The sequence below is a fragment of the Limnohabitans sp. Jir61 genome (assembly GCF_003063545.1).
Classification (GTDB): Bacteria; Pseudomonadota; Gammaproteobacteria; order Burkholderiales; family Burkholderiaceae_C; genus Limnohabitans.
In genome coordinates, this window is record NZ_NESD01000003.1 from 278,925 (window position 1) to 304,740 (window position 25,816).

The 25,816-nt window shown below is 55.4% G+C and carries 25 protein-coding genes; 15 read left to right on the plus strand and 10 right to left on the minus strand.

Annotated features, from left to right (window positions below; all coding sequences use genetic code 11):
- Nucleotides 1-66: 66 nt before the first annotated feature.
- Genes gshA through gshB form a run of 3 tightly spaced genes read left to right on the plus strand, consistent with a single transcriptional unit; the run spans nt 67 to nt 4,198 of the window.
- Nucleotides 67-1,362: a glutamate--cysteine ligase gene (gshA, locus tag B9Z35_RS11185; protein ID WP_108283771.1), complete on the plus strand. Its 1,296-nt coding sequence runs from the start codon at nt 67-69 to the stop codon at nt 1,360-1,362.
- 5 nt (nt 1,363-1,367) lie between these two features.
- Complete coding sequence (locus B9Z35_RS11190) at nt 1,368-3,242, plus strand: potassium transporter Kup (protein WP_233246558.1); 1,875 nt, start codon at nt 1,368-1,370, stop codon at nt 3,240-3,242.
- Nucleotides 3,243-3,247: 5 nt separating this feature from the next.
- Nucleotides 3,248-4,198: a glutathione synthase gene (gene gshB / locus B9Z35_RS11195; protein ID WP_108283773.1), complete on the plus strand. Its 951-nt coding sequence runs from the start codon at nt 3,248-3,250 to the stop codon at nt 4,196-4,198.
- Nucleotides 4,199-4,323: 125 nt separating this feature from the next.
- Here gshB and B9Z35_RS11200 read toward each other — a convergent pair whose 3' ends face one another.
- Genes B9Z35_RS11200 through B9Z35_RS11210 form a run of 3 tightly spaced genes read right to left on the minus strand, consistent with a single transcriptional unit; the run spans nt 4,324 to nt 6,792 of the window.
- Nucleotides 4,324-5,100 carry a class II glutamine amidotransferase gene (locus B9Z35_RS11200; protein WP_108283774.1) on the minus strand — a complete coding sequence of 259 codons (777 nt, stop codon included), beginning with the start codon at nt 5,098-5,100 and terminating at the stop codon, nt 4,324-4,326.
- Nucleotides 5,101-5,114: 14 nt separating this feature from the next.
- Nucleotides 5,115-6,575 carry an MFS transporter gene (locus tag B9Z35_RS11205; RefSeq protein ID WP_108283775.1) on the minus strand — a complete coding sequence of 487 codons (1,461 nt, stop codon included), beginning with the start codon at nt 6,573-6,575 and terminating at the stop codon, nt 5,115-5,117.
- On the minus strand, nt 6,568-6,792 hold the full coding sequence (locus B9Z35_RS11210) for a cysteine-rich CWC family protein (protein ID WP_108283776.1): 225 nt from the start codon (nt 6,790-6,792) through the stop codon (nt 6,568-6,570). The genes B9Z35_RS11205 and B9Z35_RS11210 overlap by 8 nt, the downstream gene beginning before the upstream one ends.
- 46 nt (nt 6,793-6,838) lie before the next feature.
- Between B9Z35_RS11210 and B9Z35_RS11215 the strand changes: the two genes are divergently transcribed.
- Nucleotides 6,839-8,041 (plus strand): FAD-binding domain-containing protein, encoded by a 1,203-nt coding sequence (locus B9Z35_RS11215; RefSeq protein ID WP_158268145.1) that lies wholly within the window; start codon nt 6,839-6,841, stop codon nt 8,039-8,041.
- Between the two features lie 9 nt (nt 8,042-8,050).
- Here the strand turns inward: B9Z35_RS11215 and B9Z35_RS11220 are convergent, their stop codons facing one another.
- The 3 genes from B9Z35_RS11220 to B9Z35_RS11230 form a co-directional block, all read right to left on the minus strand.
- On the minus strand, nt 8,051-8,446 hold the full coding sequence (locus tag B9Z35_RS11220; protein ID WP_108283778.1) for a hypothetical protein: 396 nt from the start codon (nt 8,444-8,446) through the stop codon (nt 8,051-8,053).
- Between the two features lie 122 nt (nt 8,447-8,568).
- Nucleotides 8,569-10,788 (minus strand): malate synthase G, encoded by a 2,220-nt coding sequence (locus B9Z35_RS11225; RefSeq protein ID WP_108283779.1) that lies wholly within the window; start codon nt 10,786-10,788, stop codon nt 8,569-8,571.
- Between the two features lie 132 nt (nt 10,789-10,920).
- Nucleotides 10,921-11,949, minus strand: coding sequence for an SLAC1 anion channel family protein (locus B9Z35_RS11230; protein WP_158268146.1), 1,029 nt, complete (start codon nt 11,947-11,949; stop codon nt 10,921-10,923).
- A gap of 52 nt (nt 11,950-12,001) precedes the next feature.
- Between B9Z35_RS11230 and B9Z35_RS11235 the strand changes: the two genes are divergently transcribed.
- The 3 genes from B9Z35_RS11235 to B9Z35_RS11245 are packed head-to-tail and all read left to right on the plus strand — an operon-like array spanning nt 12,002 to nt 15,371.
- Entirely contained in the window at nt 12,002-12,928 is a 927-nt protein-coding gene (locus B9Z35_RS11235) for a LysR family transcriptional regulator (protein WP_108283781.1), read from the plus strand.
- On the plus strand, nt 12,925-13,761 hold the full coding sequence (locus B9Z35_RS11240) for a ChbG/HpnK family deacetylase (protein ID WP_108283782.1): 837 nt from the start codon (nt 12,925-12,927) through the stop codon (nt 13,759-13,761). The genes B9Z35_RS11235 and B9Z35_RS11240 overlap by 4 nt, the downstream gene beginning before the upstream one ends.
- A gap of 5 nt (nt 13,762-13,766) precedes the next feature.
- A complete protein-coding gene (locus B9Z35_RS11245; protein WP_108283783.1) occupies nt 13,767-15,371 on the plus strand; it encodes a glycosyltransferase family 39 protein in 1,605 nt (534 codons plus the stop codon).
- Here B9Z35_RS11245 and B9Z35_RS11250 read toward each other — a convergent pair.
- Both B9Z35_RS11250 and B9Z35_RS11255 read right to left on the minus strand, forming a co-directional pair.
- Nucleotides 15,294-15,665, minus strand: a complete 372-nt coding sequence (locus tag B9Z35_RS11250) for a GtrA family protein (protein ID WP_108283784.1) — start codon at nt 15,663-15,665, stop codon at nt 15,294-15,296. The genes B9Z35_RS11245 and B9Z35_RS11250 overlap by 78 nt on opposite strands.
- Before the next feature lie 3 nt (nt 15,666-15,668).
- Nucleotides 15,669-16,709 (minus strand): glycosyltransferase family 2 protein, encoded by a 1,041-nt coding sequence (locus B9Z35_RS11255; RefSeq protein ID WP_108283785.1) that lies wholly within the window; start codon nt 16,707-16,709, stop codon nt 15,669-15,671.
- A 65-nt stretch (nt 16,710-16,774) separates the two neighbouring features.
- Between B9Z35_RS11255 and argS the strand changes: the two genes are divergently transcribed.
- The 8 genes from argS (at nt 16,775) to B9Z35_RS11295 (ending at nt 24,751) form a co-directional block, all read left to right on the plus strand.
- Entirely contained in the window at nt 16,775-18,484 is a 1,710-nt protein-coding gene (gene argS, locus B9Z35_RS11260; RefSeq protein WP_108283786.1) for an arginine--tRNA ligase, read from the plus strand.
- A gap of 20 nt (nt 18,485-18,504) precedes the next feature.
- Nucleotides 18,505-19,209: an SPOR domain-containing protein gene (locus B9Z35_RS11265; protein WP_108283787.1), complete on the plus strand. Its 705-nt coding sequence runs from the start codon at nt 18,505-18,507 to the stop codon at nt 19,207-19,209.
- A 19-nt stretch (nt 19,210-19,228) separates the two neighbouring features.
- Complete coding sequence (locus B9Z35_RS11270) at nt 19,229-19,888, plus strand: thiol:disulfide interchange protein DsbA/DsbL (RefSeq protein ID WP_108283788.1); 660 nt, start codon at nt 19,229-19,231, stop codon at nt 19,886-19,888.
- Nucleotides 19,889-19,964: 76 nt separating this feature from the next.
- Complete coding sequence (gene lptA / locus B9Z35_RS11275) at nt 19,965-20,519, plus strand: lipopolysaccharide transport periplasmic protein LptA (protein WP_370444127.1); 555 nt, start codon at nt 19,965-19,967, stop codon at nt 20,517-20,519.
- The gene (lptB, locus tag B9Z35_RS11280) at nt 20,516-21,298 is read left to right on the plus strand and encodes an LPS export ABC transporter ATP-binding protein (protein WP_108283790.1); all 783 of its coding nucleotides are present in this window, start codon (nt 20,516-20,518) and stop codon (nt 21,296-21,298) included. Before lptA ends, lptB begins: the two co-directional genes overlap by 4 nt.
- A gap of 2 nt (nt 21,299-21,300) precedes the next feature.
- Nucleotides 21,301-22,872: an RNA polymerase factor sigma-54 gene (locus tag B9Z35_RS11285; RefSeq protein ID WP_108283791.1), complete on the plus strand. Its 1,572-nt coding sequence runs from the start codon at nt 21,301-21,303 to the stop codon at nt 22,870-22,872.
- Nucleotides 22,873-22,880: 8 nt separating this feature from the next.
- Entirely contained in the window at nt 22,881-24,296 is a 1,416-nt protein-coding gene (locus B9Z35_RS11290; RefSeq protein ID WP_108283792.1) for a class I SAM-dependent RNA methyltransferase, read from the plus strand.
- 44 nt (nt 24,297-24,340) lie between these two features.
- Nucleotides 24,341-24,751 carry a putative toxin-antitoxin system toxin component, PIN family gene (locus B9Z35_RS11295; protein ID WP_233246559.1) on the plus strand — a complete coding sequence of 137 codons (411 nt, stop codon included), beginning with the start codon at nt 24,341-24,343 and terminating at the stop codon, nt 24,749-24,751.
- Between the two features lie 43 nt (nt 24,752-24,794).
- Here the strand turns inward: B9Z35_RS11295 and B9Z35_RS11300 are convergent, their stop codons facing one another.
- Together B9Z35_RS11300 and B9Z35_RS11305 are read right to left on the minus strand one after the other, a co-directional pair.
- On the minus strand, nt 24,795-25,310 hold the full coding sequence (locus tag B9Z35_RS11300) for a CinA family protein (protein WP_108283793.1): 516 nt from the start codon (nt 25,308-25,310) through the stop codon (nt 24,795-24,797).
- Complete coding sequence (locus tag B9Z35_RS11305; RefSeq protein WP_108283794.1) at nt 25,307-25,813, minus strand: phosphatidylglycerophosphatase A; 507 nt, start codon at nt 25,811-25,813, stop codon at nt 25,307-25,309. The genes B9Z35_RS11300 and B9Z35_RS11305 overlap by 4 nt, the downstream gene beginning before the upstream one ends.
- Nucleotides 25,814-25,816 lie beyond the last annotated feature (3 nt).

Consider the following 25,816-nt stretch of genomic DNA (forward strand, 5'->3'; position numbering starts at 1 on the left):
GGGTGGTGCCTCTAGAAAATGCGTGGCTCATAGGTCCTAAAATGGCCCACAACTTTTTGAGACACCATGGTCCCTCACCTCATCACCGCCCTCAACGGCCCCATCAACGAGCTTGAGCAACGCATCCTCGATTCCATGCCCGCCATCGAGCGCTGGTTTCGTTTGGAGTGGATGGAGCACACGCCCCCGTTCTATACCTCGGTTGATATCCGCAATGCAGGCTTCAAGCTCGCGCCGGTCGATACCAACCTCTACCCAGGCGGCTGGAACAACCTCACGCCCGAGATGTTGCCACTCGCGGTGCAAGCCGCGATGGCCGCGATTGAGAAGATTTGTCCCGAAGCGCGCAACCTGTTGTTGATTCCTGAGAACCACACACGCAACACCTTTTACTTGTCGAACGTGGCGCAGCTGCAGCGCATCTTCCACATGGCGGGTTTGAATGTGCGCGTGGGCTCGATCAACCCAGAGATCAAAGAAAACACCACCATCGACTTGCCCAATGGTGACAGCGTCACGCTTGAGCCGGTGATTCGCGGCAAGCATCGTTTGGGTCTGAAAGACTTTGACCCTTGCACCATCTTGCTCAACAACGATTTGAGCGCAGGCATCCCCGGCATCTTGGAAGACTTGCACGAGCAGCATCTGCTGCCACCGCTGCATGCCGGTTGGAGCGTGCGTCGCAAGAGCAAACACTTTGAGTGCTATGAAGAAGTGGCCAAGCGTTTTGGCAAGCTGCTGGGCATCGACCCTTGGCTGATCAACCCCATGTTCAACCAGTGCGGTGAAGTGAACTTCGCTGAAGGCACAGGCATGGAGTGTTTGAAGACCAATGTGGACGCCTTGCTCACCAAGATCAAACGCAAATACAAAGAGTACGGCATCAACGAAAAACCTTTCGTCATCGTCAAGGCCGACAACGGCACGTATGGCATGGGCATCATGACCGTGCGCGATGTCAAAGACCTCGATGTGGTCAACCGCAAGACGCGCAACAAAATGAGCGTGGTCAAAGACGGTCAAGAAGTGAATCAAGTCATCATTCAAGAAGGCGTGCTCACGCATGAACGCTTGAACGATGCAGTGGCCGAACCCGTGGTCTACATGATGGACCGCTATGTGGTGGGCGGCTTCTACCGCGTGCATGCCGACCGTGGCGTGGACGAAAACTTGAACGCGCCCGGCGCCAGCTTTGTGCCTTTGGCTTTCGAGCAAAGTGCACACACGCCACAGCCAGGCATGAAACCCGGCGCTAGCGCCCCCAACCGCTTTTACATGTATGGCGTCATTGGCCGTTTGGCCATGCTGGCTGCGAGTTATGAACTCGAGGCCACAGACCCCGAAGCAGAGAATTACGACTGAGGTAAATGATGGAACAACACGGCAAGTCGTCGCTCGCGGCGCTCACCTTAGGCGCCATTGGCGTCGTATACGGCGACATCGGCACAAGTGTGCTGTATGCGATGAAAGAAGTGTTTGGCTCTGGCCATGTGCAGTTCACGCCCAACAACATCTACGGCATCTTGTCTATCTTCTTCTGGACATTGACCGTGATCGTGTCTATCAAGTACGTGGCTTTGGTGCTGCGCGCCGATAACAACGGCGAAGGTGGTTTGGTCGCGATGTTGGCCTTGGCCTCCATGGCCGTCAAAGACCGACCTGTGTTGCGTCAGCGCATGTTGATCGTGGGCATCTTCGGCACGTGTTTGTTTTATGGTGATGGCGTCATCACGCCAGCGATTTCTGTGCTCTCTGCGGTGGAAGGTTTAGAGGTTGTGTCACCTGCTTTCACCAAGTATGTGATCCCACTCACGATTGTGATTTTGTTTGGCCTTTTTGTTGTGCAAAAGCGCGGCACCAGTGGCATTGGCAAGTTCTTTGGCCCCATCACCGTGGTGTGGTTTGCAGCCATCGCTGCTTTGGGTGTGTATCACATTGCTGCACATCCAGAAATCATGTGGGCCATTAGTCCGCATTACGCGGTGATGTTCATGGTCAATGAACCCGCCATTACCTTTCTGATTTTGGGTGCCGTTGTCTTGTGCGTGACCGGTGGCGAAGCTTTGTACGCCGACATGGGCCATTTTGGTAAGAAGCCCATCCGCATTGCGTGGTTCATGGTGGTCATGCCATCGCTCACGCTCAATTACTTTGGGCAGGGCGCGTTACTGCTTAGCGACCCCAGTGCTGTGACAAACCCCTTCTTCAACATGGCGCCTGATTGGCTGCTGGTACCTTTGGTTGTGTTGGCCACTGCGGCGACGGTGATTGCTTCTCAAGCACTGATTTCAGGCGCTTTCAGCGTGACCAAGCAAGTGGTGCAAATGGGCTTCTTGCCGCGATTGCAAGTCCTGCATACCAGCGTGAAAGACACAGGTCAAATCTATATCCCGTTCGTGAACTGGGGCTTGTTTGCCGTCATTGTGTTGGCTGTGGTGATGTTCAAGTCGTCTAGCAATTTGGCTGCTGCCTACGGTATTGCCGTGTGTACGGACATGTTGATCACGACGGTGCTCACGTTCTTCGTGATTCACTACGGTTGGAAATATTCTTTCTGGTGGTCGTTGCTCGCAACCGGCTTCTTCTTCTCAGTGGACTTTGCATTCTGGGCATCTAACTTGATGAAATTGCTCGAAGGTGGTTGGTTCCCACTGTTGATTGCTTCGTTCATCATGATGCTCATGCTCACTTGGCGCGATGGTCGTGCGTTGCTTGCAGAAAAGCGTCGCGAAGATGCATTGGACTTGCCAAGCTTCTTGGGCGCCGTGTTTTCATCGCCCCCAACGCGCGTGGATGGCACAGCCGTGTTCTTGACCTCAGGCATGGGCGCCGTGCCTAACGCGTTCCTACACAATTTGAAGCACAACAAAGTGCTCCACGCACAAAACTTGTTTGTGAATGTGCACAACCATGAAGTGCCATGGATTGCAGACAAAGACCGTTTGGAAATCACGCCCTTGGGCAATGAGTGCTGGCAAGTGGTGATTCACTATGGTTTTAAAGACGATCCCGATGTGCCGGGCGCATTGACGCATCTGCACGGCATGGGCTGTGAAATCAACCCCATGACCACCAGCTACTTCTTGTCTCGCGACAGCATCGTGCCCACGATCGGCAACGGCATGGCGCAATGGCGTGAAAAACTGTTTGCGCAAATGCACCTTAACGCCAGTTCTGCTGCCGACTTCTTGAACTTGCCTAGCAACTCCGTGGTGGAGCTGGGCAGCAAAATCGAAATCTAAAACTCATGCACATCCTCTTCGTCGCAGACCCGCTGTCGTCCTTCAAGATTTACAAGGACACCACGTTTGCGATGATGCGTGAGGCGCAGCGTCGTGGCCACCAAGTGTTGGCCTGCGAACCGCAAGACATCGTGTGGCAAAGCGGCCAGCAGGTGTCGGCACGCGTGCAGCAAGTGCACTTGACGGGTGATGCTAAAGATTGGTTTGCAGTGCAAAGTGTGGACGAGCATTACGCACTCAAAAGCGCAGACGCCATCGTCATGCGAAAAGACCCGCCCTTTGATAGCGAATACTTTTACGCCACGCACTTGCTAGAGCAAGCTGAACGCGAAGGCGCGAAGGTGTTCAACAAGCCAACTGCTTTACGCGATCATCCAGAAAAATTAGCCATTCTGGAGTTCGCCCAATTCATCAGTCCCACGCTGGTCACGCGCAGCGCCGATGCCATTCGCGCATTCCATGCACAGCATCGCGACATCATCTTGAAGCCACTCGACGGCATGGGTGGCATGGGCATCTTTCGTGTGAAGGACGATGGCCTGAATTTGGGCGCAATCACCGAAACCCTCAACCGTGACGGTGCACAAACCGTGATGGTACAAAAGTTCATTCCTGCGATTGACAAAGGCGACAAGCGCGTACTCGTCATCGGCGGCAAGGTCGTGCCTTATTGTTTAGCGCGTATCCCGCAAGGCGGCGAAGTGCGCGGCAATTTGGCTGCCGGCGGCAAAGGCGTGGCACAACCCATCTCTGCACGTGATCAACAAATTGCCGAAGCCCTTGGCCCCATCCTTGCCAAACGCGGTTTGTTGTTGGTCGGTTTGGATGTAATTGGGGACTGCCTCACCGAGGTGAATGTGACCAGCCCTACGTGCTTCCAAGAAATTTTTGACCAGACCGGCTTCGATGTGGCTGCAATGTTTGTCGACGCGCTTGAGGCCGCAGCAAAAAAGTAACCCAGTCACACAGCAGTCAGCGTTCGGTGTGGCGCCATTCACCGCAAAGCGGTGTAAGCCACGGCGAATGCTGGCTGATGCGTGGCGGGCAAGAGAGGTGACTCCTTACGCGAAGGTCAAAAGCATCAGGCCCTTAGTTGCCCATCTACAAACACCTTCAACTCCCCCGGCGCAAACGGTGTCCAAACCTCATTGGTCGTCAGCGGCGCAGTGACAACCACAGCCACACGGTCATCGGGCGATGCGTGCTCCGCAAAGTTAATGCTCATGTCTTGGTCACTCAACGTGGCACTTGAAAACGGATGCTTGCGCTCGATGTAGCAAAGATGGGTTGACGCATGCGCCCACAACGCTTGGCCATTCGACAGCAAGAAGTTGAACGTGCCGTGTTTGGCAATTTGCGGTACCAGCTCTTTCAAGGTGAGCGTGAGCTCATCAATCGATGGCACGCTCGCATGTGACTTGGCCATCTCTTGCATCAACCAACAAAACGCTTGCTCGCTGTCGGTGTGACCTACGGGTTTGAAGTTGCCGTGCAAGCGGGGCGCATAGTTTTCAAGGTTCCCGTTGTGCGCAAACACCCAGTAACGCCCCCACAGTTCACGCACAAAGGGATGGCAGTTCTCTAGCGCCACCACGCCTTGTGTGGCCTTGCGGATGTGCGAAATGACATTACGGCTTTTGATCGGGTACTTGCGAATCAACTCGGCCACGGGTGAGGTGCTGGCGGGTAAATGGTCAATGAAGTGGCGCAATCCACGGTCTTGTTCAGAGCCTTCAAAGAACGCAATTCCCCAGCCATCAGCATGATGGTCGGTAACCCCTGCGCGTTGCGCAAATCCGCTGAAGCTAAACGTAGCATCCGTTGGGTTTTTGCAGTTAAGGCCGAGCAGTTGACACATGGTGTTTTAAAAAATCAATGGCTGTGTGGATGAGGCTGACGAATGCGCCAAGCCGCCAACAGTGCCAGCATACAAACAAAAGCGAGCATCAAGAATACCTCGTCAAACGCTGCCAAGCGTGATGCCGAGGTGTTCGTGTTTTGTAACGAATCACCATGTACAGCCAATCGCCACTCTAGCAAGATGCCACACAGGCTCACGCCTGCAGCGCCGCCGAGCATACGCAAAAAGTTGATCACGCTGGCGCCTTGCGGAATCAAACTGCCATCCATGCCGCGCATGGCGCCGATGTTGAGTGAGGGCAAGATAAAGCCCAGTCCGATGCGCCCCAAAATGGCAAAGGCCACAAGCACCCACAAACCCGTTTGCAAATTCACGGTGACCATGAGTGCAAATGAAAGTGCCAACAACAACAAGCCAAAGCTCACCATCAAGTGGGTGGGGTGGGTGCTGGAGTAGCGGCCCACAATGGCAATCGTGAACGCCAACAACAAGCCAGATGGCAATAGCAAAGTGCCTACATAGCTAGGTGACAAACCCAGCCCAAGCTGCAAATACAACGGTAGCAAATACGTGGAGCCAAACATCGCAATGCCGTAGATGAATGCCACAGTGGTGCCCATGGCAAATGGGCGATGGGTGAACAATGCCAAGTTCATCAAAGGCTTGCCATCGTTTTGCATTTGCATACGTTGCCACACCACAAAGCCCACCGTGCACAAGATGGCGGCGCCGATCAAGGTCAGAGAGCCCATGACATTGCCGCTGTGCAGCATCACCAAGCCATTGAGCAAGCACAGCGTGCCAACTGTGGCGAGTGCGAGACCAGCTAAGTCAAGCGAGGGCTTGCCGTGGTTGGCACTCACGCCACCAGGTGCGGTGGTGGGGACGTATCGCATAGCCATCCAAATGGAAATTGTGCAGAACGGCACGACCATGAAGAACAACGCTCGCCAACTCATCCAGTCCACCAGCAAGCCGCCGATACTGGGCCCAAGCGCGGGTGCCAACACCACGCCCATGCCAAAGAAGCTGTTGGCACGGCCTTGTTCTGAGGTGTCAAACGCACGCAAGATGATGATGGCGGGAATAGGTTGCACCACACCAGCGGCCAAGCCTTCAATCACGCGTGCAGCCAGCACAAGGTTGTAGTCGGTGGATAGCCCGCCTGCAATGCCTGCCGAGAGCAGCACCAGCATGCAGCCCAAGTAGGTGGTGCGATAGCCAAAGCGTGCCAACAGCCAAGGCGTGGTGAGCATGGACACTGTCATGGCCACCATGAAGCTAGAGCTCACCCACTGAGCCAATTCTTGACCAATGCCAAACTGCATGCTCATGTCGGGAATGCCCACGTTCATGATGGTGGACGACATGATGGCAGCCATGGAGCCGATCATCACCGTGGTCAGCATCAGCCAACGGTGGCGTGTGCCGTAGCGACTTTGAAGGTCAGCCAATGAGCCGCGTTCAGCCATTGGCTTCTTTCGTGGCGCAGGCTTGGCAAATACAAGCTTTGTTTTGCGCGGCGACGGGTATTTGGGCGAGTAACTCAGGCGAGAACGACACGTTCAAACACCAGCACTTGGCAATGGGTTGCCCGGTTGTTTTGGCGACTTCCATGGAGCACTGATTCGGTTGGCCGCACAAAGGGCAGGCACACGTATCAATAGGAGCCGAAAGGGGATTAGGCATGCCTCAAAGTGTAGCGAAGCGAACAAGGCACAATCACGAAAAGCTTATGTACGAATTCCCACCTACGCTAGAAGCTGCTCAGTTGCGGCTTGACCATGTCAGCCCCAAAGACTATGCGCACTCGCGCAATGCTTTGGATGGTGCGGTCACGCATTTGTCGCCTTACCTCACGCATGGTTTTTTGAGCGTGCCCGATGTGGCCAGTGCCATGTATCACCAGTACCGTGTAGGTGTACAACACAAACTCATTTACGAACTGGGTTGGCGCGAATATTTCCAGCACATGCACCACCACTTGGGTGACGGTATTGCGCAGTCTTTGCGCGAAGGTGTGTTGCCTGATTCGGAATACAGCACCGAACTACCTGAAGACGTGCGTCATGCGTGTACGCGTGTACCCGTGATCGATAACGCCATTCGGATGCTTTACACCACAGGGTACTTGCACAACCATGCGAGACTTTGGTTGGCAAGCTACATCGTGCACTTGCGCAAAGTGCATTGGCGCGTGGCAGCCGATTGGATGTACAGCCATTTGTTAGACGGTGATATCGCAAGCAATTACCTGAGCTGGCAATGGGTGGCTGCGACAGGCAGTGGCAAGCCTTATTTGTTCAACGCAGAGACGGTTGAAAAATTTGCGCCAGAAATTTGGCATAGCCCTGGCACATCGATCGATGTGAGTTACGAACTGATGGAAATCTTGGCGACCAGCCAAGCCACGGTGGCACAGGTGCATAAAAACGAATTGGCTTGGGATGAGCCAGCAGTGTTTGCCGAGCCGCCAGCTGAATTGGGGTTTACAAAACCTGTGGTTACCGATGTGTTGGACAAGCATGTGTGGATCGTGCATCCGTGGGTATTAGCCAATTTGCCAACTGATTTACCCACTGGTGTGGTGTGCGTGGCGGTTGTGTTTGCGGAGCACGCACAGACGCATCCGTGGAATGCGTTGCGTTGGAGCTTTGTGGGTGGTCGCATGGCCGCTCTCACGCCATATCGCTGGTTTGCTTCAGCTGAAGAGGTATTGCAGGCTTTAGTTGGCGCAAAGAGTGTGCAAACCGTGGTGCATTTGTGTTTGCCTGATTTGTCTCAGAGCCATGTGCAACTTCGTCCTGCGCCACGTTTGTTTCGTCACATCGATAAGCCGATGGACTCATTCAGCAAATGGTGGGTGCAGGTGAACAAAAACGTGCGTCATTTGCAGCAACTGGTGTACCCGTTGCCCACGCGAACACCAGTGCCTTAAACCAGCGCCTTATTCGCCAGGTGCGGGCGTGACCTTGCTGATGAAGTATTCCGTCTCGCCAAAGCAAGTGGGTAAGCCTTTGTGCTGCTCATATTCGATCACTACTTTTTGACCAATGTTTTTGTTGATTTGGTCAGCTACCGCATCGTCACGCACGGTGAACGCAAATTTTTCAGGAATCGCGGGCAGCGTGGCCAATGCACGAATTTGTTCGCCTTCCCAAGTTTTACAGATCCAACCTTTGTAGGAGAGCTTTTGCACGAAGCCCACGCTCTCACCCTTGGAGTAGGTGAAATGGTAGGAGAACAGCAAATACAAACCGAGGGCGATAACCACGGTCAACACCAAGCCAATCACGGTGCGCAATGCATAACGAATCAGTGTGCTGATGAAGTTGGTGGTCATGTGTGTGCTTTCAGAATAAGTTCAATGGGGTGAATCATAGTGGGCTTGTCAAACAAAAGCGGCTTCCGAAGAAGCCGCTTTGCATTGATTCGCCGCCAGTGTTGACAGCTGTTTAGTTGTGATTAAACCGTGCCGGCCTTCACCTTCAAACGCCACGCGTGCAGCAAGGGCTCGGTATAGCCGCTAGGCTGCTCTTTGCCTTTGAACACCAAGTCGAGGGCAGCTTGGTAAGCAGGAGCCTTGGCGAAGCGACCAGCCATTTTTTGGTACAGCTTATCGCCCGCGTTTTGCTTATCCACCACTGAGGCCATGCGCTTGAACGTGGCTTTGACTTCAGCAGGTGTCACCACGCCATGGTGCAACCAGTTGGCGATGTGTTGACTAGAAATGCGCAGGGTTGCGCGGTCTTCCATCAGGCCGACGTTGTGGATGTCTGGCACTTTCGAGCAGCCCACACCTTGGTCAACCCAACGCACGACGTAGCCCAAAATGCCTTGCACGTTGTTGTCCAACTCTTGTTGCTTCTCGGCAGGCTTCCAGTTGGGCTTAGCGGTCACGGGTACTTGTAGCAAGTCGTTCAAGAGGCTGTCGCGCACCTTGGCGTAGTTGACCTTTTCCAACTCTTTTTGTACGTCCACCACTTTGACTTGGTGGTAGTGCATGGCGTGCAACACAGCCGCGGTGGGGCTTGGTACCCATGCGGTGTTAGCACCTGCTTTGGGGTGACCAATTTTTTGCTTCAACATCTCGGCCATCAAATCGGGCATGGCCCACATGCCTTTGCCGATTTGTGCCTTGCCGCGCAAGCCGCATGACAAGCCTGCCAACACGTTGTTTTTTTCGTAGGCTTGAATCCATGCGCTGGTCTTCATATCGCCTTTGCGCAACATGGGGCCTGCTTGCATGGCGGTGTGCATTTCATCGCCAGTGCGGTCCAAGAAGCCAGTGTTGATGAACGCCACGCGGCTAGCCGCTGCTGCGATACAGGCTTTCAAGTTCACGCTGGTGCGGCGCTCTTCGTCCATGATGCCAAGCTTGACGGTGCTGTCAGCCAAGCCCAAAACCTTCTCGACGCGGCCAAACAACTCGCAGGCAAACGCCACTTCGGTGGGGCCGTGCATTTTGGGTTTGACGATGTAGACAGAGCCTGTGCGTGAGTTGCGAATGCCTTTTTTGCCGTGGCCTTGCAGGTCGTGCAAAGCGATGGTCGTGGTGATGACCGCGTCCATGATGCCTTCTGGAATTTCGTGCATCGCACCGTCTTTACCCTTGTAAAGAATGGCGGGATTGGTCATCAAGTGGCCCACGTTGCGAAGGAACAGCAATGAACGGCCATGTAATTTGACGGGCTGGCCGTCTTTGCCTTTGTATTCGCGGTCTGCATTCAAGCCACGTGTGAAGGTTTTGCCGCCTTTTTCAACCGTCTCGGTCAAAGTGCCTTTGACGATGCCCAACCAGTTGCTGTATGCCAGTACTTTGTCGTCTGCGTCTACCACGGCCACGGAGTCTTCCAAGTCGAGGATGGTGGACAACGCGGCTTCCACAATCAGGTCGCTCACGCCCGCTGGGTCGGTGGCGCCGATTGGGGTGTTGTGGTTGATTTGCAAGTCGAGGTGCAAACCGTTGTGCACAAACAGCACAGACGATGGCTCAGCCATCTTGCCTTGGAAGCCAACAAACTGAGCGGCTTTGGCCAATTTAGTCGTTTTACCGCCTTTGAGCGTGACGACCAATTCACCATTCACCACGGCGTAGCCAGTGGAGTCGATGTGCGAACCGCTTTTCAATGGCACGGTGCGATCGAGCACGTGGCGCGCATAGGCGATGACCTTGGCGCCGCGCTTTGGGTTGTAGCCAGCAGTTTTTTCTGCGCCGCCTTTTTCTGAAATGGCGTCTGTGCCATACAACGCGTCATACAAAGAGCCCCAACGTGCGTTAGCGGCGTTCAAGGCATAACGTGCATTGAGCACGGGCACCACCAGTTGTGGGCCAGCTTGCAAAGCCAATTCAGCATCGACGTTTTTGGTGGTGGCTTTGACTTTCTCGGGTTGTGGCACGAGATAGCCAATTTTTTCTAAGAACTTGCGGTAGCCCTTCATGTTCTTGATGGGGCCTGGATTGGCGCTGTGCCATGCATCCATTTCAGTTTGCAGGCGGTCACGCTCTGCCAACAAGGCGATGTTCTTGGGTGCCAAGTCTTGCACGATGGCGTCAAAACCCTTCCAGAATTTATCGCTGTTCACGCCGGTGTTGGGCAACACTTTGGTCTCGATGAATTTGTACAAATTGGTGGCAACTTGCAAGCTGCGCACTTGTGTGCGTTTCGTGGTGTCTTGGCTCATGGTGAGGTCTCTCTGGATAAATCAAAAAGGGGAAATCAGGACGAATCTTATTGGATTGCGTGGCTTGTATTGCATCGCTAGCTTTTGGGCTGTCGTGACAAATAGGGTGGTAATCGTTGGTGAAAGAACAATTTATTTTTCAGCGACCAACAAGTGGCCATGACGCAAACCTCGCCAAGTGCTGAGGGTCAAGCCCAGTATCAGTAACGAGGTGATAGCCAGCAGCAAGGTGGCAGGCAGTTGAAGCCAAGCGCCACCTGGGGCATGTGACATGCGCAAGCTGAGTGAGGTGAATGCTGCCAGCGGGAAGCTCATGCCCCAGTTGGCCATGCTGAAGGGTTGCTCACGAATGGTGGCAATTTGTGACATGGCCAGCAACAAGAAGAAAGCGCCGATGCCCCACATCATCCACACCATGGTCAAAGGCGCATCGAGCTGCAACAAGCTCAAGCCGCCAATGGATGGAGGCACCATGGTGATGAACCAGCTAGGCGCCAAACGCGCTGGCAAGGGGCCGGCTTGTGCCAAGCGAACAAACATCAAGGTTTGCAGCACCATCCATAAAAACATGCCCACGCCGAACTGGGCGGTCGCCCATGTTTCTAGACCAATGCTCACGCCACCCAAAGGTGCGAGCACGTTGCCCACCACGGGAATGAAAAACACAGGTGTGAAAGTGGCCCACTGCAGGCCACCGTTTTCAGCTTTATTGAGCCAGCGCTCGATGACCCAAACCGTGGCAGCAATTTCTAAGATGGAGCCCACGCACCACAGAAACGTCAGCGCTGTGTCCAGCGTGCGATCGGTGCCCCAAAACAAATTGATGCCTAAGCTGGCTAGCAACAAAATAGAAATAGGCAAGGTGGCCATGAAGGCGTGGCGCACAGGGTGGCGCATGTCAGCTGCCACCGCATTGGGGTGCGCTTGTAAGCGCACGATGCACGCCAAGCACAGCAATACAAAAATCACTTGTGCAAAGATCGCTGCGACTAGCCCCAAGCCCAATGCGCTGTCACCAAAAATATCGATGGCACGCAGCCATGCCTGCGACAAACCACACCACCCCATGACCATGGCAAACCACGCTGGCGCAAGGTACTCAAGAAGCGCAACGGCTCGTGTGATTCGGCTGGGGCGATGCGTAGGTGCGGGGGTGTTCATACGGTTGATTTTAGGTTGAGGACGCTTTTGGGCGTCCGTGGATAATTCACGCATGGACAAACTCAAAGCCTTTGAGTCTTTTGTGTCGGTGGCCTTGAAAGGCAGCTTGACCGCTGCAGCCAAAGCTGAGGGCGTGGCACCCGCGATCATGGGGCGACGCTTAGACAGCTTGGAGTCGCACTTGGGCGTCAAGCTCTTGGTGCGTACCACGCGTCGCATCACACTCACACACGAAGGCACGGCATTCCTTGAAGACTGTCAACGCTTGCTGGCTGAAGTGGCCAATGCAGAAGCGAGCGTCAGTGCGGGCGGCCTCAAAGCCAGCGGGCATTTGCGCATCACTGCGCCTGCCGGTTTTGGACGTCGCCATGTGGCACCGCTCGTGCCCAAGTTTCATAGCATGCATCCCGATGTGACGGTGTCGCTCAACTTGAGTGACCGCGTGGTCGATCTAGCCGCTGAAGGCTTTGATTGTGCTGTGCGCGTGGGCGACTTGCCCGACTCTTCCTTGGTCAGCGTGCGCATGGCAGACAACCGCCGTTTGTGCGTGGCCACGCCTGAATTTTTGAAGCGCTACGGAACACCTAAAGTGCCGAGTGACTTGATGCGCTTCAAGTGCTTGACGCTTTCCAGCGATGCATCACAAACACGTGGTTGGGCGTTTCGTGTATCCGTCACCGGTAAAGACCATGAGGTGATCCATTTGCGCCCTAGTGGACCCATGGACTGTTCGGATGGCCAAGTACTGCACGATTGGTGTTTGGCGGGTTATGGCATTGCATGGCGCAGCACATGGGAAGTCGAAACAGAAATCAACAGCGGCAAGCTGGTGCCCGTGTTGGAGGAGTTTGCTGCGCCGCCCAACGGTATTTATGCCGTCTTCTCGCAACGCAAACATTTGCCTTTACGCTTGCGCTTGTGGATTGACTTTCTCAAAGACCATTACGGCCATGCCAACTACTGGAGTGCTGCGGCATGACATTGCACCAAATCAAGGAAGTCGTTTTGTGTGCCGACGATTACGCGTTGAATGCTCCCGTATCGCAAGGCATTGTGGCCTTGGCCGTCTTGGGTCGTTTGAGTGCGACCAGTGTGATGAGTTTGTCGCCTCGATGGGCGGAAGATGCGCCGGCTTTGCGTGATGTGCGCGAACGTATGGATGTAGGTTTGCATCTTGACTGGACCAGTCGCTTTGCCATCGACTCAGGGCATGGCAGTGGTTTAGGTGCAGTCATGGTGCGCGCTGCCTTGCGTCTGTACAACCAAAAGCACATTGAAGATGAAATCGAGCGACAGCTTGATGCGTTTGAAGCGCACTGGCAAGCAGCGCCAGATCACATCGATGGTCATCAGCATGTGCAGCAGTTTGCGGTCTTTCGCCATGCGCTGGCTGAAGTGTTGATGCGCCGTTATGGTGACATTGCGCAGCGTCCGTGGCTGCGCGTGTCGCAAGTGGCACAGCCCGGTCTCAAAGCCAAAGTCATTTCTGCCATGGGCTCAAAAGCCTTGCAGCAATGGGCGCAAGCGTATGACTGGCCTTGTGTCTGGCCCTTGCTCGGCGCGTATGGTTTTGATGGCAGCATGGATGATTACGCCCGTCACATGCAAAGTTGGCTTGCTAGTGCGCGCGATGAAAAACCCACGCTCATCATGTGCCACCCCGCCGTATCGGCCCAGGCGGACGATGCGATTGGTGCTGCACGCAAACGAGAATTTGCTTACTTGGCTGGCCACGATTTTGTGCAGCACATGTTTGACGCGGGCGTGCGCTTGGTGCGCGGAAGCGGCAAAACCATGACCGAAATTAATTGATACGCATGACACCTTCATTTTTTTCTTCTCCCCGCTGGCGCACTTGGGGCATTTGGCTCTTGCCAGTTTTGCTGCTTGTGCTTGCCAGCGTGCGTCCGTTATCCATTCCAGATGAGGGCCGTTATGCCGAAGTGGGTCGTTGGATGCTGATCAGTGGCGATTGGCTCACGCCACGCGTGGATGGCATTCCGTTCTTTCATAAACCACCTTTGCTCTATTGGTTTGAAGCAGCTTCTATGGCTGTGTTTGGCGCAACCCCTTGGGCAGCACGCTTGGTGGTGGCTTTGCATGCGTGTTTGATGCTTGGCCTCATGGTGGCATGTGTACGTCACTTTGCAGGTGCGGATGTGGCACGTCGCGCAGGCTGGGTGCTGGGCACGAGCATGACGTTTTTGGTCGCAGGCCAATATGTGAACACGGACATGATGGTGGCCACATGGATGGGCGTCGCTATTTGGTGTTTTGCTCGCGCTTTCATGCATGAAGGTGACATACATCACAACTGGGCGCGTGCAGGCTTTGTGGCCTGTGCTTTTGGCGTGTTGAGCAAAGGTTTGATTGGCTTGTTGTTGCCAGGCTTGGTGCTGTTTTTGTGGATTGCCTACACATGGCAGTGGCGCAAAATTTTGGCCCTGCCGTGGGTGAGTGGCTTGCTCTTGTTTGTCGCCGTGACCTTGCCATGGTTTGTTTTGGCGGCGCGCGAGCACCCAGACATGTTGGCCTATATGTTTGGCAAGCATCAGTTTGGTCGTTACACCGCCACCACGTTTAACAACGCGAGGCCTTGGTGGTTTTATGGCATGGCCATCACGGTGCTGTTGTTTCCGTGGATCTTCTTTGTCGCTGCTGATGGCGTACAACGTTTGCGTCAACGCTTGAACCAACAAGCATCGGACGACAACGGAGCTTGGGTGGCCTTGTGCTGGATTTGGGTGATTGCCATTTTGGGTTTCTTCTCCATTCCAAACTCTAAGCTCATTGGTTATGCGCTGCCCGTCATGCCGCCTTTGGCCGCGCTCGCAGCGTTGTGGTGGCAGCGCCATTGGGCAACGCGCACATGGGGTACATGGGTGTTTGCTGCATTGTCATTGGTCGGTGTATGTGTAGCCAGTTTTGCCAACCACTATGCCGGCGTATTCACCCTCGAGCGCAGTACGCGCGACGTGGCCAAAGCCGTGGTGTGCCAGGTGGGTCCTGACGATGTCCTAGCTGTGGTGGACGACTACCCTTATGACGTGATGTTCTACGCGCAACGCCAACGCCCTATGGAAGTCATCCAAGACTGGGGGCGAGAAGAACGCGAGGCGGGTGATGATTGGCGACGCGAACTGATGGATGGCGTCGGCTTTGACAAGCCCTCTGGCGCAGCGTTACAACCCATGCAACGCTTGGCTGAGTTGCGTACCAATGACCATGCGTGGGTATTGGCCCCACGTTGGCAAAACGCCTACCGTGCTGAAACTTATACGGGCTTCATCGAAGCCTACAAAGACAGCTCGTGGGTGCTGTACCGCGGCGTCAGCGCTGCAACTTCAGCGAGCGCGGCGAAAAGCCCAGAAGCGGCTGAGCAAAAAGGTCTGCGCGGATGCAAAGACCAAAGCAAAAAATAAGGCTAGCCAATCAGGCAAGCTCAGCCCACGCAGCAGGGTAATAAACATCAGCTCGTTGGCAGCAAAGCCAGCCAACGCCGTCGCGCCAAAGCGACGAAAGCTTTGCCACAACGAGGTGTCTGCATCGCTGAAGCTCAAAAAACGGTGGCCAGCAAAGCTCACGACAAACGCGATGCAAAAGCCTGCTGCATTGGCCACCTCGGGCCACATGTAGCCTGAGGCCAGCATGAACACAGCCATGTGCACAGCAGCTGCTGTACCGCCCACCACCAAAAACCAAAAGCCTGCGCGCATGACTTAAATGGGTGTAGGTGGGTCGTTGTCGATCACTTCGGGCGCAACGGTTTTCATGGGTGTCAATGACAAGCCTGCGCCCCAACGTTGGCTCACCAAGTACATGGGGCGCTGTTTCACCTCTTCGTAAATGCGGCCCACGTATTCGGCCAGCACGCCGATCGATAGCAGCTGAATACCGCTGAAAAACATCATGCCCACCACCAGCGTGGCGTAGCCCGGCACATTGATACCCCACATGAAATATTCAGCCACCACCCACGCGCCATAGCCCAAGGCCATCGTCGCCAGTAGCAAGCCCGTGATGGTCAAGGCACGCAGTGGTGCAATGGAGAAGGCCAGCACACCTGTGAGCGCCAACGCAAATGAACCACGCAAACCAAAGCTGCTTTCGCCTGCAGCGCGGGGCAGAGGTTCGTAGTCAATCGCAGTGCTGGCAAAACCTACCCATGCGTATAGGCCCTTCATGAATCGGTTGCGCTCAGGTAGCTGCTTCAAGGCTTCCACCACACGGCGGTCCATCAGGCGAAAATCGCCCGCATGTGCTGGAATTTTTACGCGGTTGCCAGCGTTGATGAGCTTGTAAAACATGCCAGTCAGGCCAGCATGCAGCGCAGATTGGTCGTCGCGCGTGCGACGAATCGCGTACACCACGTCCGAGCCGTCACGCCAGCGCTTGACCATCTCCGCCACCAGCGACACGGGGTGCTGGCCGTCTGAGTCCATCAGTACCACTACCTCGCCTCGCGCCGCGTCAATGCCGGCCGTCAGGGCTGCTTCTTTGCCAAAGTTACGCGAGAGGTTGATGCCCACCACCTCGCGGTGCGCTTTGCATAAGGCTTGCATCACTTGCGCCGTGTCATCACGGCTCCCGTCGTTGATGAGCACGATCTCCACCTGAGAGCCCAGCGCTTGCAACGCGTGCAGCACCTGCGGTACCAGCGTGCCGAGGTTCTTGCCCTCGTTGTAAGCGGGCATGACGCACGACAGTGTGGGGGTGTATTGAAAACGGTCGATGGGGGTGAGGTTGTGGGCGTCGCGCATGGGTAGATCATGCCAAAAAATCAGGCCATTCCTTAAATTGAAGGCCCGCCCCGTAAAATCTAGCCATGCTCCAAGTTAAACAAGAATTGCTGGCCGCCCTGAGCCAAGCCCTCGACGGTTTGTTGCCCGGTTCCGGCAACAAGGCCGCTTTTGAATCTCCTAAGGTTGCCGCGCATGGCGACTATGCCATCACCGCTGCCATGCAGCTGGCCAAGCCCCTCAAGCTCAACCCCCGTCAGCTCGGCGAACAGCTGCGCGACGCATTGTTGGCTGCGCCTGTGTATCAACAGTGGGTGCAAGACATCGAAATTGCAGGCCCCGGCTTCATCAACATCCGCTTGAAGCCCGCCGCCAAGCAGCAAATCGTGCGCGAGGTGTTGGCTGCCAAAGATTGTTTTGGTTTCCAAGCCGACAACGGCCAACGCGTGTTGGTCGAGTTCGTGTCTGCCAACCCCACCGGCCCGCTACACGTGGGACACGGCCGCCAAGCGGCGCTGGGCGATGCGATTTGTAATTTGTTTGCCACGCAAGGCTTTAACGTCTACCGCGAGTTTTATTACAACGATGCGGGCGTGCAGATCAATACCTTGGCCAAGAGTACACATTTCCGTGCGCAAGGCATCAAGCCTGGCGATGCCAGTTGGCCCGTGGACCCCGAGAACCCAGAAAGCAAAGCGTTTTACAACGGCGACTACATCCAAGACATTGCCACCGATTTCTTGGCCGGCAAAACCGTCAAGTCTGACGACCGCGAATTCACCGCCAGCGGCGATGTGAACGATGTGGACGGCATGCGCGAATTCGCCGTGGCCTACCTGCGCCACGAGCAAGACCTCGACTTGAAAGCCTTTGACGTCAAGTTCGACAACTACTACTTGGAAAGCAGTCTCTACACCAGCGGCAAAGTGGCCGATGCGGTGAGTCGTTTGCAAGCTGCGGGCAAAACCTACGAACAAGACGGTGCGTTGTGGCTCAAGTCCACCGACTATGGCGACGACAAAGACCGTGTGATGAAAAAGACAGACGGCACGTACACCTACTTTGTGCCGGACGTGGCGTACCACATCACCAAGTGGGAGCGTGGCTTTACCAAGGTGGTGAACATTCAAGGCACTGACCACCACGGCACGATTGCCCGCGTGCGCGCTGGCTTGCAAGCCGCCAATGTGGGCATCCCCGAGGGCTACCCCGACTACGTGTTGCACACCATGGTGCGCGTCATGCGCGGTGGCGAAGAGGTGAAAATTTCTAAGCGCGCTGGTAGCTACGTGACGCTGCGTGACTTGATTGAGTGGACCAGCAAAGACGCAGTGCGTTTCTTCTTGCTTTCTCGCAAGCCCGACACTGAGTACACCTTCGATGTGGACTTGGCCGTGCAAAAGAACAACGACAACCCCGTTTACTACGTGCAATACGCGCATGCCCGCATTTGCTCTGTGCTGCGCGCGTGGGCCGACAAAGACGGCGGCGATGTGGCTTCGCTTAAAGAGGTGGACTTGTCTGCGCTCGAAAGCCCCCAAGCGCAAGCCCTCATGTTGCAACTGGCCAAGTACCCAGCGATGCTGACGGCAGCATCGGCTGACTTTGCGCCGCACGATGTGACTTTCTACTTGCGCGACCTCGCCGCCAGCTACCACAGCTACTACGATGCCGAGCGCATCTTGGTGGACGACGAAGCGGTGAAAAAAGCACGCTTGGCATTGGTGGCCGCCACCGCGCAGGTGCTGCACAATGGCTTGGCGGTGTTGGGCGTGTCAGCCCCCGCCAGCATGTAAATGAATTGGAGATTTTGAGCATGAATCAGCAACGCGGCGGCACTTTGGTGGGCTTCATCATCGGTTTGGTGGTGGGCTTGGCTGTGGCGCTTGGGGTGGCTATTTACGTCACCAAAATGCCAATTCCTTTCATGACCAAAGGCAACTCACGCTCTGCAGATTCAGACGCTGCTGAAGCTGAAAAGAACAAAGACTGGGACCCGAACGCGCCTTTGTATGGCAAAAAGGGTGCGAAGTCGGGTGACAAGGCCGATGAGCCTAAAGCCGATGCAAAGCCTGAGTCCAAACAGCCCGAGCACAAGCCAGATGCCTTACCCAAAGTAGACGCCAAAAGCGCAGACCCACTGGGCGATTTGGCCAAAGTGAAAGCCGCAGAGCCTAAGCCTGAGGCGAAAGCCAAACCAGAAGCCAAGCCTGCCGAACCTAAGGTCGCAGAGGTGAAACCCGCCGAAGCCCCTAAGACAGCCGAAACCAAGCCCGCAAGCGCTGACCCGTTCATTTATTTCGTTCAAGCTGGCGCGTATCGCACCACAGAAGAAGCCGAAGCGCAACGCGCCAAAACCGGCATGCTGGGCTTGGAAACCAAAATCAGCGAGCGTGACCAAGGCGGTCGCACGGTTTACCGCGTGCGTGTGGGGCCGATGGACAAGGCCGAGGCTGAGCGTGTCCGCGCTAAGCTAGAGGCCGCTCATATTGATTCCGCCATGGTGCGGGTGCAACGTTAAACACCGATAGAGGTAACGCATGAAACGTCGTGATTTTTCTTTGGCCGCCATCAGTGCTGCAACCGTTACAAGCTTGCCTTTGGTGGCAATTGCCCAAGGCCCTGTGGCGGCCAAAAAGCCTATTGAGGGCACAGACTATTTGTCACTGGATAAGCGCGTGCCCACCGATGTGGGAGCAGGCAAGATCGAAGTGATCGAATTCTTTTGGTACAGCTGCCCACACTGCAATGCCTTTGAGCCACAGTTCGCCGCTTGGAAAAAAGCTGCGCCTAAGGATGTGGTGATCCAGCGCGTACCCGTTCGCTTCCGAGATGACTTTGAGCCACAGCAACGCGCTTACTACGTGTTTGAAGCCCTGAACATGGTCGATGCCATGCACGGCAAGCTCTTCAACGCCATTCACACCGAGCGTCAGCAGCTCAATACGGGCGCAGCATTGGCCGCATGGGCAGATAAAAATGGCCTGCCTGAGAAGAAGTTCACAGAAACCTTCAACAGCTTTGGTGTAGCCAGCAAGGCACGACGCGCCACGCAGCTCCAAGAGGCGTTCAAGGTACAGGGTGTGCCCGCTCTGGGCGTGGCTGGACGTTTTTATACAGACGGCTCGTTAACCCAAACCATGGACCGTGCGTTGCAGGTCGCTGACTACCTTATCGGCGAAGTTCGCCGCGGCCGCTAAGCGCCTAAGGGTCAGCACGAAAATTGCTTGTGTTGGTGGTTAGAATACCATCAACTCAACGAGCAATATCCGTGCCTTGACTTCATTTGTTTCTTTCTCGCTCGCACTACTCATGGCCATTGCGCCAGTAGCGGCGTCTGCGGAAAAAGCAGATCGACAAAAACCAACCAACATCGAAGCCGATAGTTTGGTGCACGATGAATTGAACCAAGTCAGCATCTTCACGGGGCGCGCAGTTTTGACCCGTGGCACGATGGTCATGCGCGGTGCGCGTATTGAAATGCGCGAAGACATCGATGGCTATCAGTACGGCATTATTTTTCCTGAACCCAACAAACGTGCGTTCTTTCGGCAAAAGCGAGAAGGCATTGACGAGTTCATGGAAGGAGAGGGTCTGCGAATCGAGTTTGATGGCAAGGCTGACCGCGTCAAGTTGATCGACCACGCAGAAGTTCGTCGCTATCGTGGGGCTGTGTTGAATGACACGATGAGTGGCAAACTCATCATTTATGAAAATCTCGCCGATGTGTTCAGCATCGATGGCCAGCGCACTGAAGAAGGTGGCAAGGCCAGCGGCGGACGTGTGAAGGCCGTGTTGGCCCCACGCAGTAAAGCATTGGATAAGCCGTGATCGAAACGCTATCACCTCTACAAACCACCCACACGACAGAGAGTCGCTTGGAAGCCCGCCATTTGCAAAAGTCGTATGGCAGCCGCAAGGTGGTGCATGACGTGTCTATCTCGGTGAAGAAGGGTGAAGTGGTGGGTTTGCTAGGCCCTAACGGCGCAGGTAAAACCACCTCGTTCTACATGATTGTGGGATTGGTGCGCGCCGATGGCGGCAGCATCACCATTGATGGCCAGCCCGTGGCCCATCTCCCCATTCACCGCCGTTCACGTTTGGGGCTGAGCTATTTGCCGCAAGAGGCATCGATTTTTCGCAAGCTCAATGTGGAAGACAACGTGCGTGCTGTGCTCGAGCTGCAACGCGACGACAACGGCAAACCACTTGGCTCGGAAGAGATCGAAAAACGATTGACGTCTCTCTTGCAAGAATTGCGTGTGGACCATTTGCGCGCTTCTCCCTCGGTGGCCTTGTCAGGCGGCGAGCGTCGCCGCGTGGAAATTGCGCGTGCACTGGCCACCAATCCTCGTTTTATTTTGTTGGATGAGCCGTTTGCTGGCATTGACCCGATTGCGGTGATTGAGATTCAGCGCATCATTGGCTTCTTGAAAGCGCGCGGCATGGGCGTGCTCATCACGGACCACAACGTGCGTGAGACTCTGGGTATTTGTGATCACGCCTGCATCATCAGCGATGGTCGCGTCCTCGCACAAGGCACACCAAACGAAATCATCGAGAACGCGGACGTGCGTCGCGTTTATCTCGGCGAACACTTCCGAATGTGATCATGAAACAAGGCTTATCACTTCGCGTATCCCAACATCTGGCGCTCACGCCCCAGTTGCAGCAGTCGATCCGACTGTTGCAACTGTCCACTTTGGAGCTGAGCCAAGAGATTGAGCAAATGCTCGACGAGAACCCGTTTCTCGACAAAGAATTTGAAGAAGCACCTCGCGAAGAGTTTGGTCTCGACAAATCCGATGCGCCTGCTCGTGACGAAGAGGTTGAACCCGTGCGCGAAGTGCCATCACTCGATGGCGGCATGTCTGAAATCAGCGTCGACAACACAGCCAGCGACACCGAGCCAAGCGTAGATGGCATTGCCGAAAGCTGGGATGGTGACGGCAGCGTGGAGTTTTCTGCCGACGACTCCGAATGGGGCGGCGATGCGCCTGCCAGCAATAACAACAACACCGCAGACAGCGATACCGCGGACGCCACAGAGTTGGCGCGCATGCAAGAGTCGCTCACCTCGTTTTTGCATCGCCAAGCGTTGTCGCTGCGCCTGAGCCCCACCGACACAGCCGCGCTGCGTTACCTCATAGAGAACCTCAACGACGACGGTTACCTTGAAGACACGCTGCGCAGCTTGGCCGAAGGGTTGGGCAATGACGACGAAGAACAAATTGAAGAGCTTGAACATCGCTTCCAAGTGGCCTTGTCGCTGCTGCAAAGCCTAGAGCCTGTGGGTGTGGGTGCGCGTGACTTAGCGGAGTGCTTGACGTTGCAACTCAAAGCCTTGGAACCCAAAGGCGAAGAAGCTTTACAGATTCGCGACACCGCCATTCGCATGTGCAAGCAGCCGATGGAGATGCTGGCCAAGCGGGACTTCAAACGTTTGGCGGTAGTGGTCGGTGACAGTGAGGCTAATGTGAAAGTGGCGATTGCCTTGATTGGCCGCTTAGAGCCTAAGCCAGGTCGCCGTTTTGCTGATGTCGAGCGCCATGTGGTGGTTCCTGATGTGTTGGTCACCCGTGTGGGCAAGTCGACTACCGCACCGAAGTTCAAGGTGGCGCTCAATCCCGATGTGATGCCTCGCCTGCGGGTGCACGACATTTATGCCAATGCCCTAAAGGGAGGCAAAGGCGAAGCGCATGCGGGCTTGCAACAACGTTTGCAAGAAGCGCGTTGGTTCATCAAGAACATTCAGCAACGCTTTGACACCATCTTGCGCGTGAGCAACGCCATTGCCGAGCGCCAGAAAAACTTCTTTATCCACGGCGAACTCGCCATGCGCCCCATGGTGCTGCGCGAGATTGCAGAAGAGTTGGGACTACACGAGTCCACCATCAGCCGTGTGACCACCAACAAATACATGAGCACGCCCTACGGCACATTTGAACTCAAGTATTTCTTTGGTTCTGGGTTGGAGACGGATAGTGGCAACAATGCCTCCAGCACGGCTGTGCGCGCGCTCATCAAGCAATTTGTGGCGAGCGAGAACCCCAAAAAGCCGCTGTCAGATAATCAGCTTTCCGAAATGCTCAAAGAGCAAGGCATCGAGTGCGCACGCCGCACCGTGGCCAAATACCGTGAGGCGCTGCGTATTGCGCCCACGACATTGCGCAAAGCGCTTTAAAGAACCCTATGAATCAATTACATCTCTTCTTGCCCTGTGCGGCAGGCGTTGAATCCTATTTGGCCGAGGAAGTGCGTCGCATCACTGGCGTGGGCGACGACGACATTCGCGCGTTTCGTGCGGGTGTGATGGTGCGTACCTCGTGGCGCGATGTGTTGCAGCTCAACCTGCATAGCCGCTTGGCGCAGCGCGTGTTGGTAGAGTTATCGCACACGCAGTACCGCCAAGAAGAAGACCTCTACCGCGCTGCGGGCGAAGTGGCTTGGGAGCTGTGGTTCTCGCCCAAAGAAACCTTCAAAATTGAAATTACTGCACAGCACAGTCCTTTGAAGAGCTTGAACTTTGCGGCACTCAAAATCAAAGACGCAGTGGCTGATCGCTTCCGCCACAAATTTGGCGTTCGCCCCGACGTCAATACGCAATGGCCCGATGCGCGCATCTACGCGCACCTGACCACCGAGAGTTGCACGCTCTACATCGACACCTCGGGCGAGCCGTTGTTCAAACGCGGCTGGCGCGCTGACAAAGGCGATGCACCGTTAAAAGAAACCCTCGCTGCTGCCATGTTGGCCGCGAGCGGTTGGAGCCAAGGCGATGGCACAGCCGCCAACCCCGACGGCTTAGTGGCTCAAGGCGTGCCGCTGTATGACCCTTGCTGCGGTAGCGGCACCATTGCGATTGAAGCGGCACAAATCGCCTGCAACATCGCGCCAGGCTCGATGCGCAAATTTGGTTTCCAAAAACTCATCCCTTACCAAGAACATGTGTGGCACGGCTTGCTAGACAACGCCCGCGCCCAAGAGTGCGAGCCTCGTGCCGAAGTGTTCGGCAGCGATGTGGCTTTCCGTATGGTCGACTTCGCGCAACGCAATGCCGAGCGCGGTGGCGTAGCCCACGCCGTGCAGCTGCGCGGCGGCGATGCCTTGCAGCGTATGCCCCCCAGCGAAGTGCCGGGTGTGATGCTGGTCAACCCGCCGTATGGCGAACGTATCGAAGCTGCTGGTATTGCGGGTGCAGCAAGGCGTGCGCGCTACTCACCACCCGCCGAATATGTGTCGCCTTACGAAGATGTGAACCAAAACGGCGATGCTGGTTTTGATGACGCGGCCTATGGCGGCGGCATGGTGCGTGATGATGTGCCACGCTTTGGCGCACGTGACATTGCACAAACCGAAGACGGTGGCGATTTCTTTGCCCAGCTCGCCAGCCATTGGAAGAAAAACTACGCGGGTTGGTCCGCATGGATGTTGACGCCTGACCTCAAGTTGCCAAGTCGCATGCGATTCAAAGAATCGCGCCGCGTGCCCATGTGGAACGGCCCGATTGAATGCCGCATGTTTCGCTTTGACTTGCGTGCGGGTTCAATGCGCAACAAGCCCAATGAAGCTCAGCCCACCGAGGGCAACAGGCCAGCGCAGTCGTGAGTGTGGCGCTGACTGCGAGTGAGACTGCAGCACTCGTGAGGGTGGTGCTCGACACTAACATTGTGCTCGACCTCTGGCTTTACAAAGATGCGGCTACGCCTGTATTGCTTGAGGCGCTTGAAACAAAGTCGGTGCAATGGCTAGCCACGCAAGTCATGCGTGACGAGCTAGAGCGTGTGTTGGCATACACCCACATCGTCAAACGTTTGGCGTTTAGTCAGCTCACTGCTGAGGATATCTTGGCGCAGTTTGATGCACATGCGCAACTCATGCCTGTCGCTGTTAAAGCGCTGTATGTGTGCAAAGACGGGGACGACCAAAAGTTCATTGACCTCGCGGCACAACATAAAACCCAACTCATCAGCAAGGATAAAGCGGTGTTGACCATGCGTAACCGCATGGCGCGATTGGGTGTTGCTGTAGGTAAGGTGTTTCCGGCCGCTTTGCCCACTTAGAAAAGGTGGAGCACTTTCACGCAGCTGTGCTGCGTGAACAGGCTTAGTGCTGTTCGAGTAAATCCAATAAAGTTTTCAGCGCATGTTGCGCCGCAGCTTCGCGTACCGTTGCCCGGTCACCGCTGAAGTGCATCAACTCAGTTTTAACCCACGCTGTTTCTGCGCCAAGTGTGGGGCCTGCGTCACTGGGCGTAGCCCATGCAAACCAAACTGTGCCAACGGGTTTATCTGCCGTACCGCCTGTTGGGCCAGCCACACCCGTGACAGCCAATGTCACTTGCGCATGTGAGCGGCGCATCGCACCTAGTGTCATGGCTTGCGCTACGGCTTCGCTGACAGCGCCATGCTCCGCAATCAAGGCCGAGTCCACGCCCAGCATGTCGTGCTTAGCCTCGTTGGAGTAGGTGACAAAGCCGCGTTCAAACCAGTTACTCGATCCCGATAAATCGGTGCAGCTGGCCGCGATCATGCCGCCTGTGCAGCTCTCTGCTGTGGCCAGCATCCAACCGTGTTGTTGCAGCACTTCGGCCAGTTGCTCTGTCAATGTATGTGAACTCATAGCGACCTCCAAATGGCGATGACCAACAAAGTACAAAACGCAGCTACCAAGTCATCAAAGATGATGCCCCAGCCCCCACGCCACCCAAAGCCTTTGAACAAGCTATCGGCCCAACGCACAGGCCCGGGCTTGGCTGCATCAAAGTAACGAAACAACGCAAACGCACCCATTTGGCCCCAAAACGTGGTGGGCGTGATCATCCACAGCACCAACCAAAACGCAATCACCTCGTCCCACACAATCGCGCCGGGATCAGCCACGCCCATGTGCTGCGCAGTGACGGTGCATGCCCACCAGCCGACCAATGTGGATGCGGCAATCACTACGCCCATTTCTAACGGGCTGAGCCACATTTGCAAGAGGGCAAACACGGCCCATGCCCACAGCGTTCCTGCCGTGCCCGGTGCCAAGCGGCTCAGGCCAGAGCCTGCACCAAGCGCAATGAAATGCGCAGGGTGCGACACCAAAAATCTGCGGTTGAGCTGTGGGGTGAAATCAGTCATACG

What these genes read in the sequence shown, in the direction of transcription:
- gshB (WP_108283773.1), top strand. Translation starts at nt 3,248, where the DNA reads ATGCACATCCTCTTCGTCGCAGACCCGCTGTCGTCCTTCAAGATTTAC.
- B9Z35_RS11225 (WP_108283779.1), bottom strand. Translation starts at nt 10,788, where the DNA reads ATGAGCCAAGACACCACGAAACGCACACAAGTGCGCAGCTTGCAAGTT.
- B9Z35_RS11230 (WP_158268146.1), bottom strand. Translation starts at nt 11,949, where the DNA reads ATGAACACCCCCGCACCTACGCATCGCCCCAGCCGAATCACACGAGCC.
- argS (WP_108283786.1), top strand. Translation starts at nt 16,775, where the DNA reads ATGCTCCAAGTTAAACAAGAATTGCTGGCCGCCCTGAGCCAAGCCCTC.
- B9Z35_RS11285 (WP_108283791.1), top strand. Translation starts at nt 21,301, where the DNA reads ATGAAACAAGGCTTATCACTTCGCGTATCCCAACATCTGGCGCTCACG.
- B9Z35_RS11305 (WP_108283794.1), bottom strand. Translation starts at nt 25,813, where the DNA reads ATGACTGATTTCACCCCACAGCTCAACCGCAGATTTTTGGTGTCGCAC.
- B9Z35_RS11265 (WP_108283787.1), top strand. Translation starts at nt 18,505, where the DNA reads ATGAATCAGCAACGCGGCGGCACTTTGGTGGGCTTCATCATCGGTTTG.
- gshA (WP_108283771.1), top strand. Translation starts at nt 67, where the DNA reads ATGGTCCCTCACCTCATCACCGCCCTCAACGGCCCCATCAACGAGCTT.
- B9Z35_RS11255 (WP_108283785.1), bottom strand. Translation starts at nt 16,709, where the DNA reads ATGCGCGACGCCCACAACCTCACCCCCATCGACCGTTTTCAATACACC.
- B9Z35_RS11235 (WP_108283781.1), top strand. Translation starts at nt 12,002, where the DNA reads ATGGACAAACTCAAAGCCTTTGAGTCTTTTGTGTCGGTGGCCTTGAAA.
- B9Z35_RS11200 (WP_108283774.1), bottom strand. Translation starts at nt 5,100, where the DNA reads ATGTGTCAACTGCTCGGCCTTAACTGCAAAAACCCAACGGATGCTACG.
- B9Z35_RS11250 (WP_108283784.1), bottom strand. Translation starts at nt 15,665, where the DNA reads ATGCGCGCAGGCTTTTGGTTTTTGGTGGTGGGCGGTACAGCAGCTGCT.
- B9Z35_RS11300 (WP_108283793.1), bottom strand. Translation starts at nt 25,310, where the DNA reads ATGAGTTCACATACATTGACAGAGCAACTGGCCGAAGTGCTGCAACAA.
- B9Z35_RS11210 (WP_108283776.1), bottom strand. Translation starts at nt 6,792, where the DNA reads ATGCCTAATCCCCTTTCGGCTCCTATTGATACGTGTGCCTGCCCTTTG.
- B9Z35_RS11290 (WP_108283792.1), top strand. Translation starts at nt 22,881, where the DNA reads ATGAATCAATTACATCTCTTCTTGCCCTGTGCGGCAGGCGTTGAATCC.
- B9Z35_RS11220 (WP_108283778.1), bottom strand. Translation starts at nt 8,446, where the DNA reads ATGACCACCAACTTCATCAGCACACTGATTCGTTATGCATTGCGCACC.
- B9Z35_RS11205 (WP_108283775.1), bottom strand. Translation starts at nt 6,575, where the DNA reads ATGGCTGAACGCGGCTCATTGGCTGACCTTCAAAGTCGCTACGGCACA.
- B9Z35_RS11215 (WP_158268145.1), top strand. Translation starts at nt 6,839, where the DNA reads ATGTACGAATTCCCACCTACGCTAGAAGCTGCTCAGTTGCGGCTTGAC.
- B9Z35_RS11190 (WP_233246558.1), top strand. Translation starts at nt 1,368, where the DNA reads ATGATGGAACAACACGGCAAGTCGTCGCTCGCGGCGCTCACCTTAGGC.
- B9Z35_RS11240 (WP_108283782.1), top strand. Translation starts at nt 12,925, where the DNA reads ATGACATTGCACCAAATCAAGGAAGTCGTTTTGTGTGCCGACGATTAC.
- B9Z35_RS11270 (WP_108283788.1), top strand. Translation starts at nt 19,229, where the DNA reads ATGAAACGTCGTGATTTTTCTTTGGCCGCCATCAGTGCTGCAACCGTT.
- B9Z35_RS11245 (WP_108283783.1), top strand. Translation starts at nt 13,767, where the DNA reads ATGACACCTTCATTTTTTTCTTCTCCCCGCTGGCGCACTTGGGGCATT.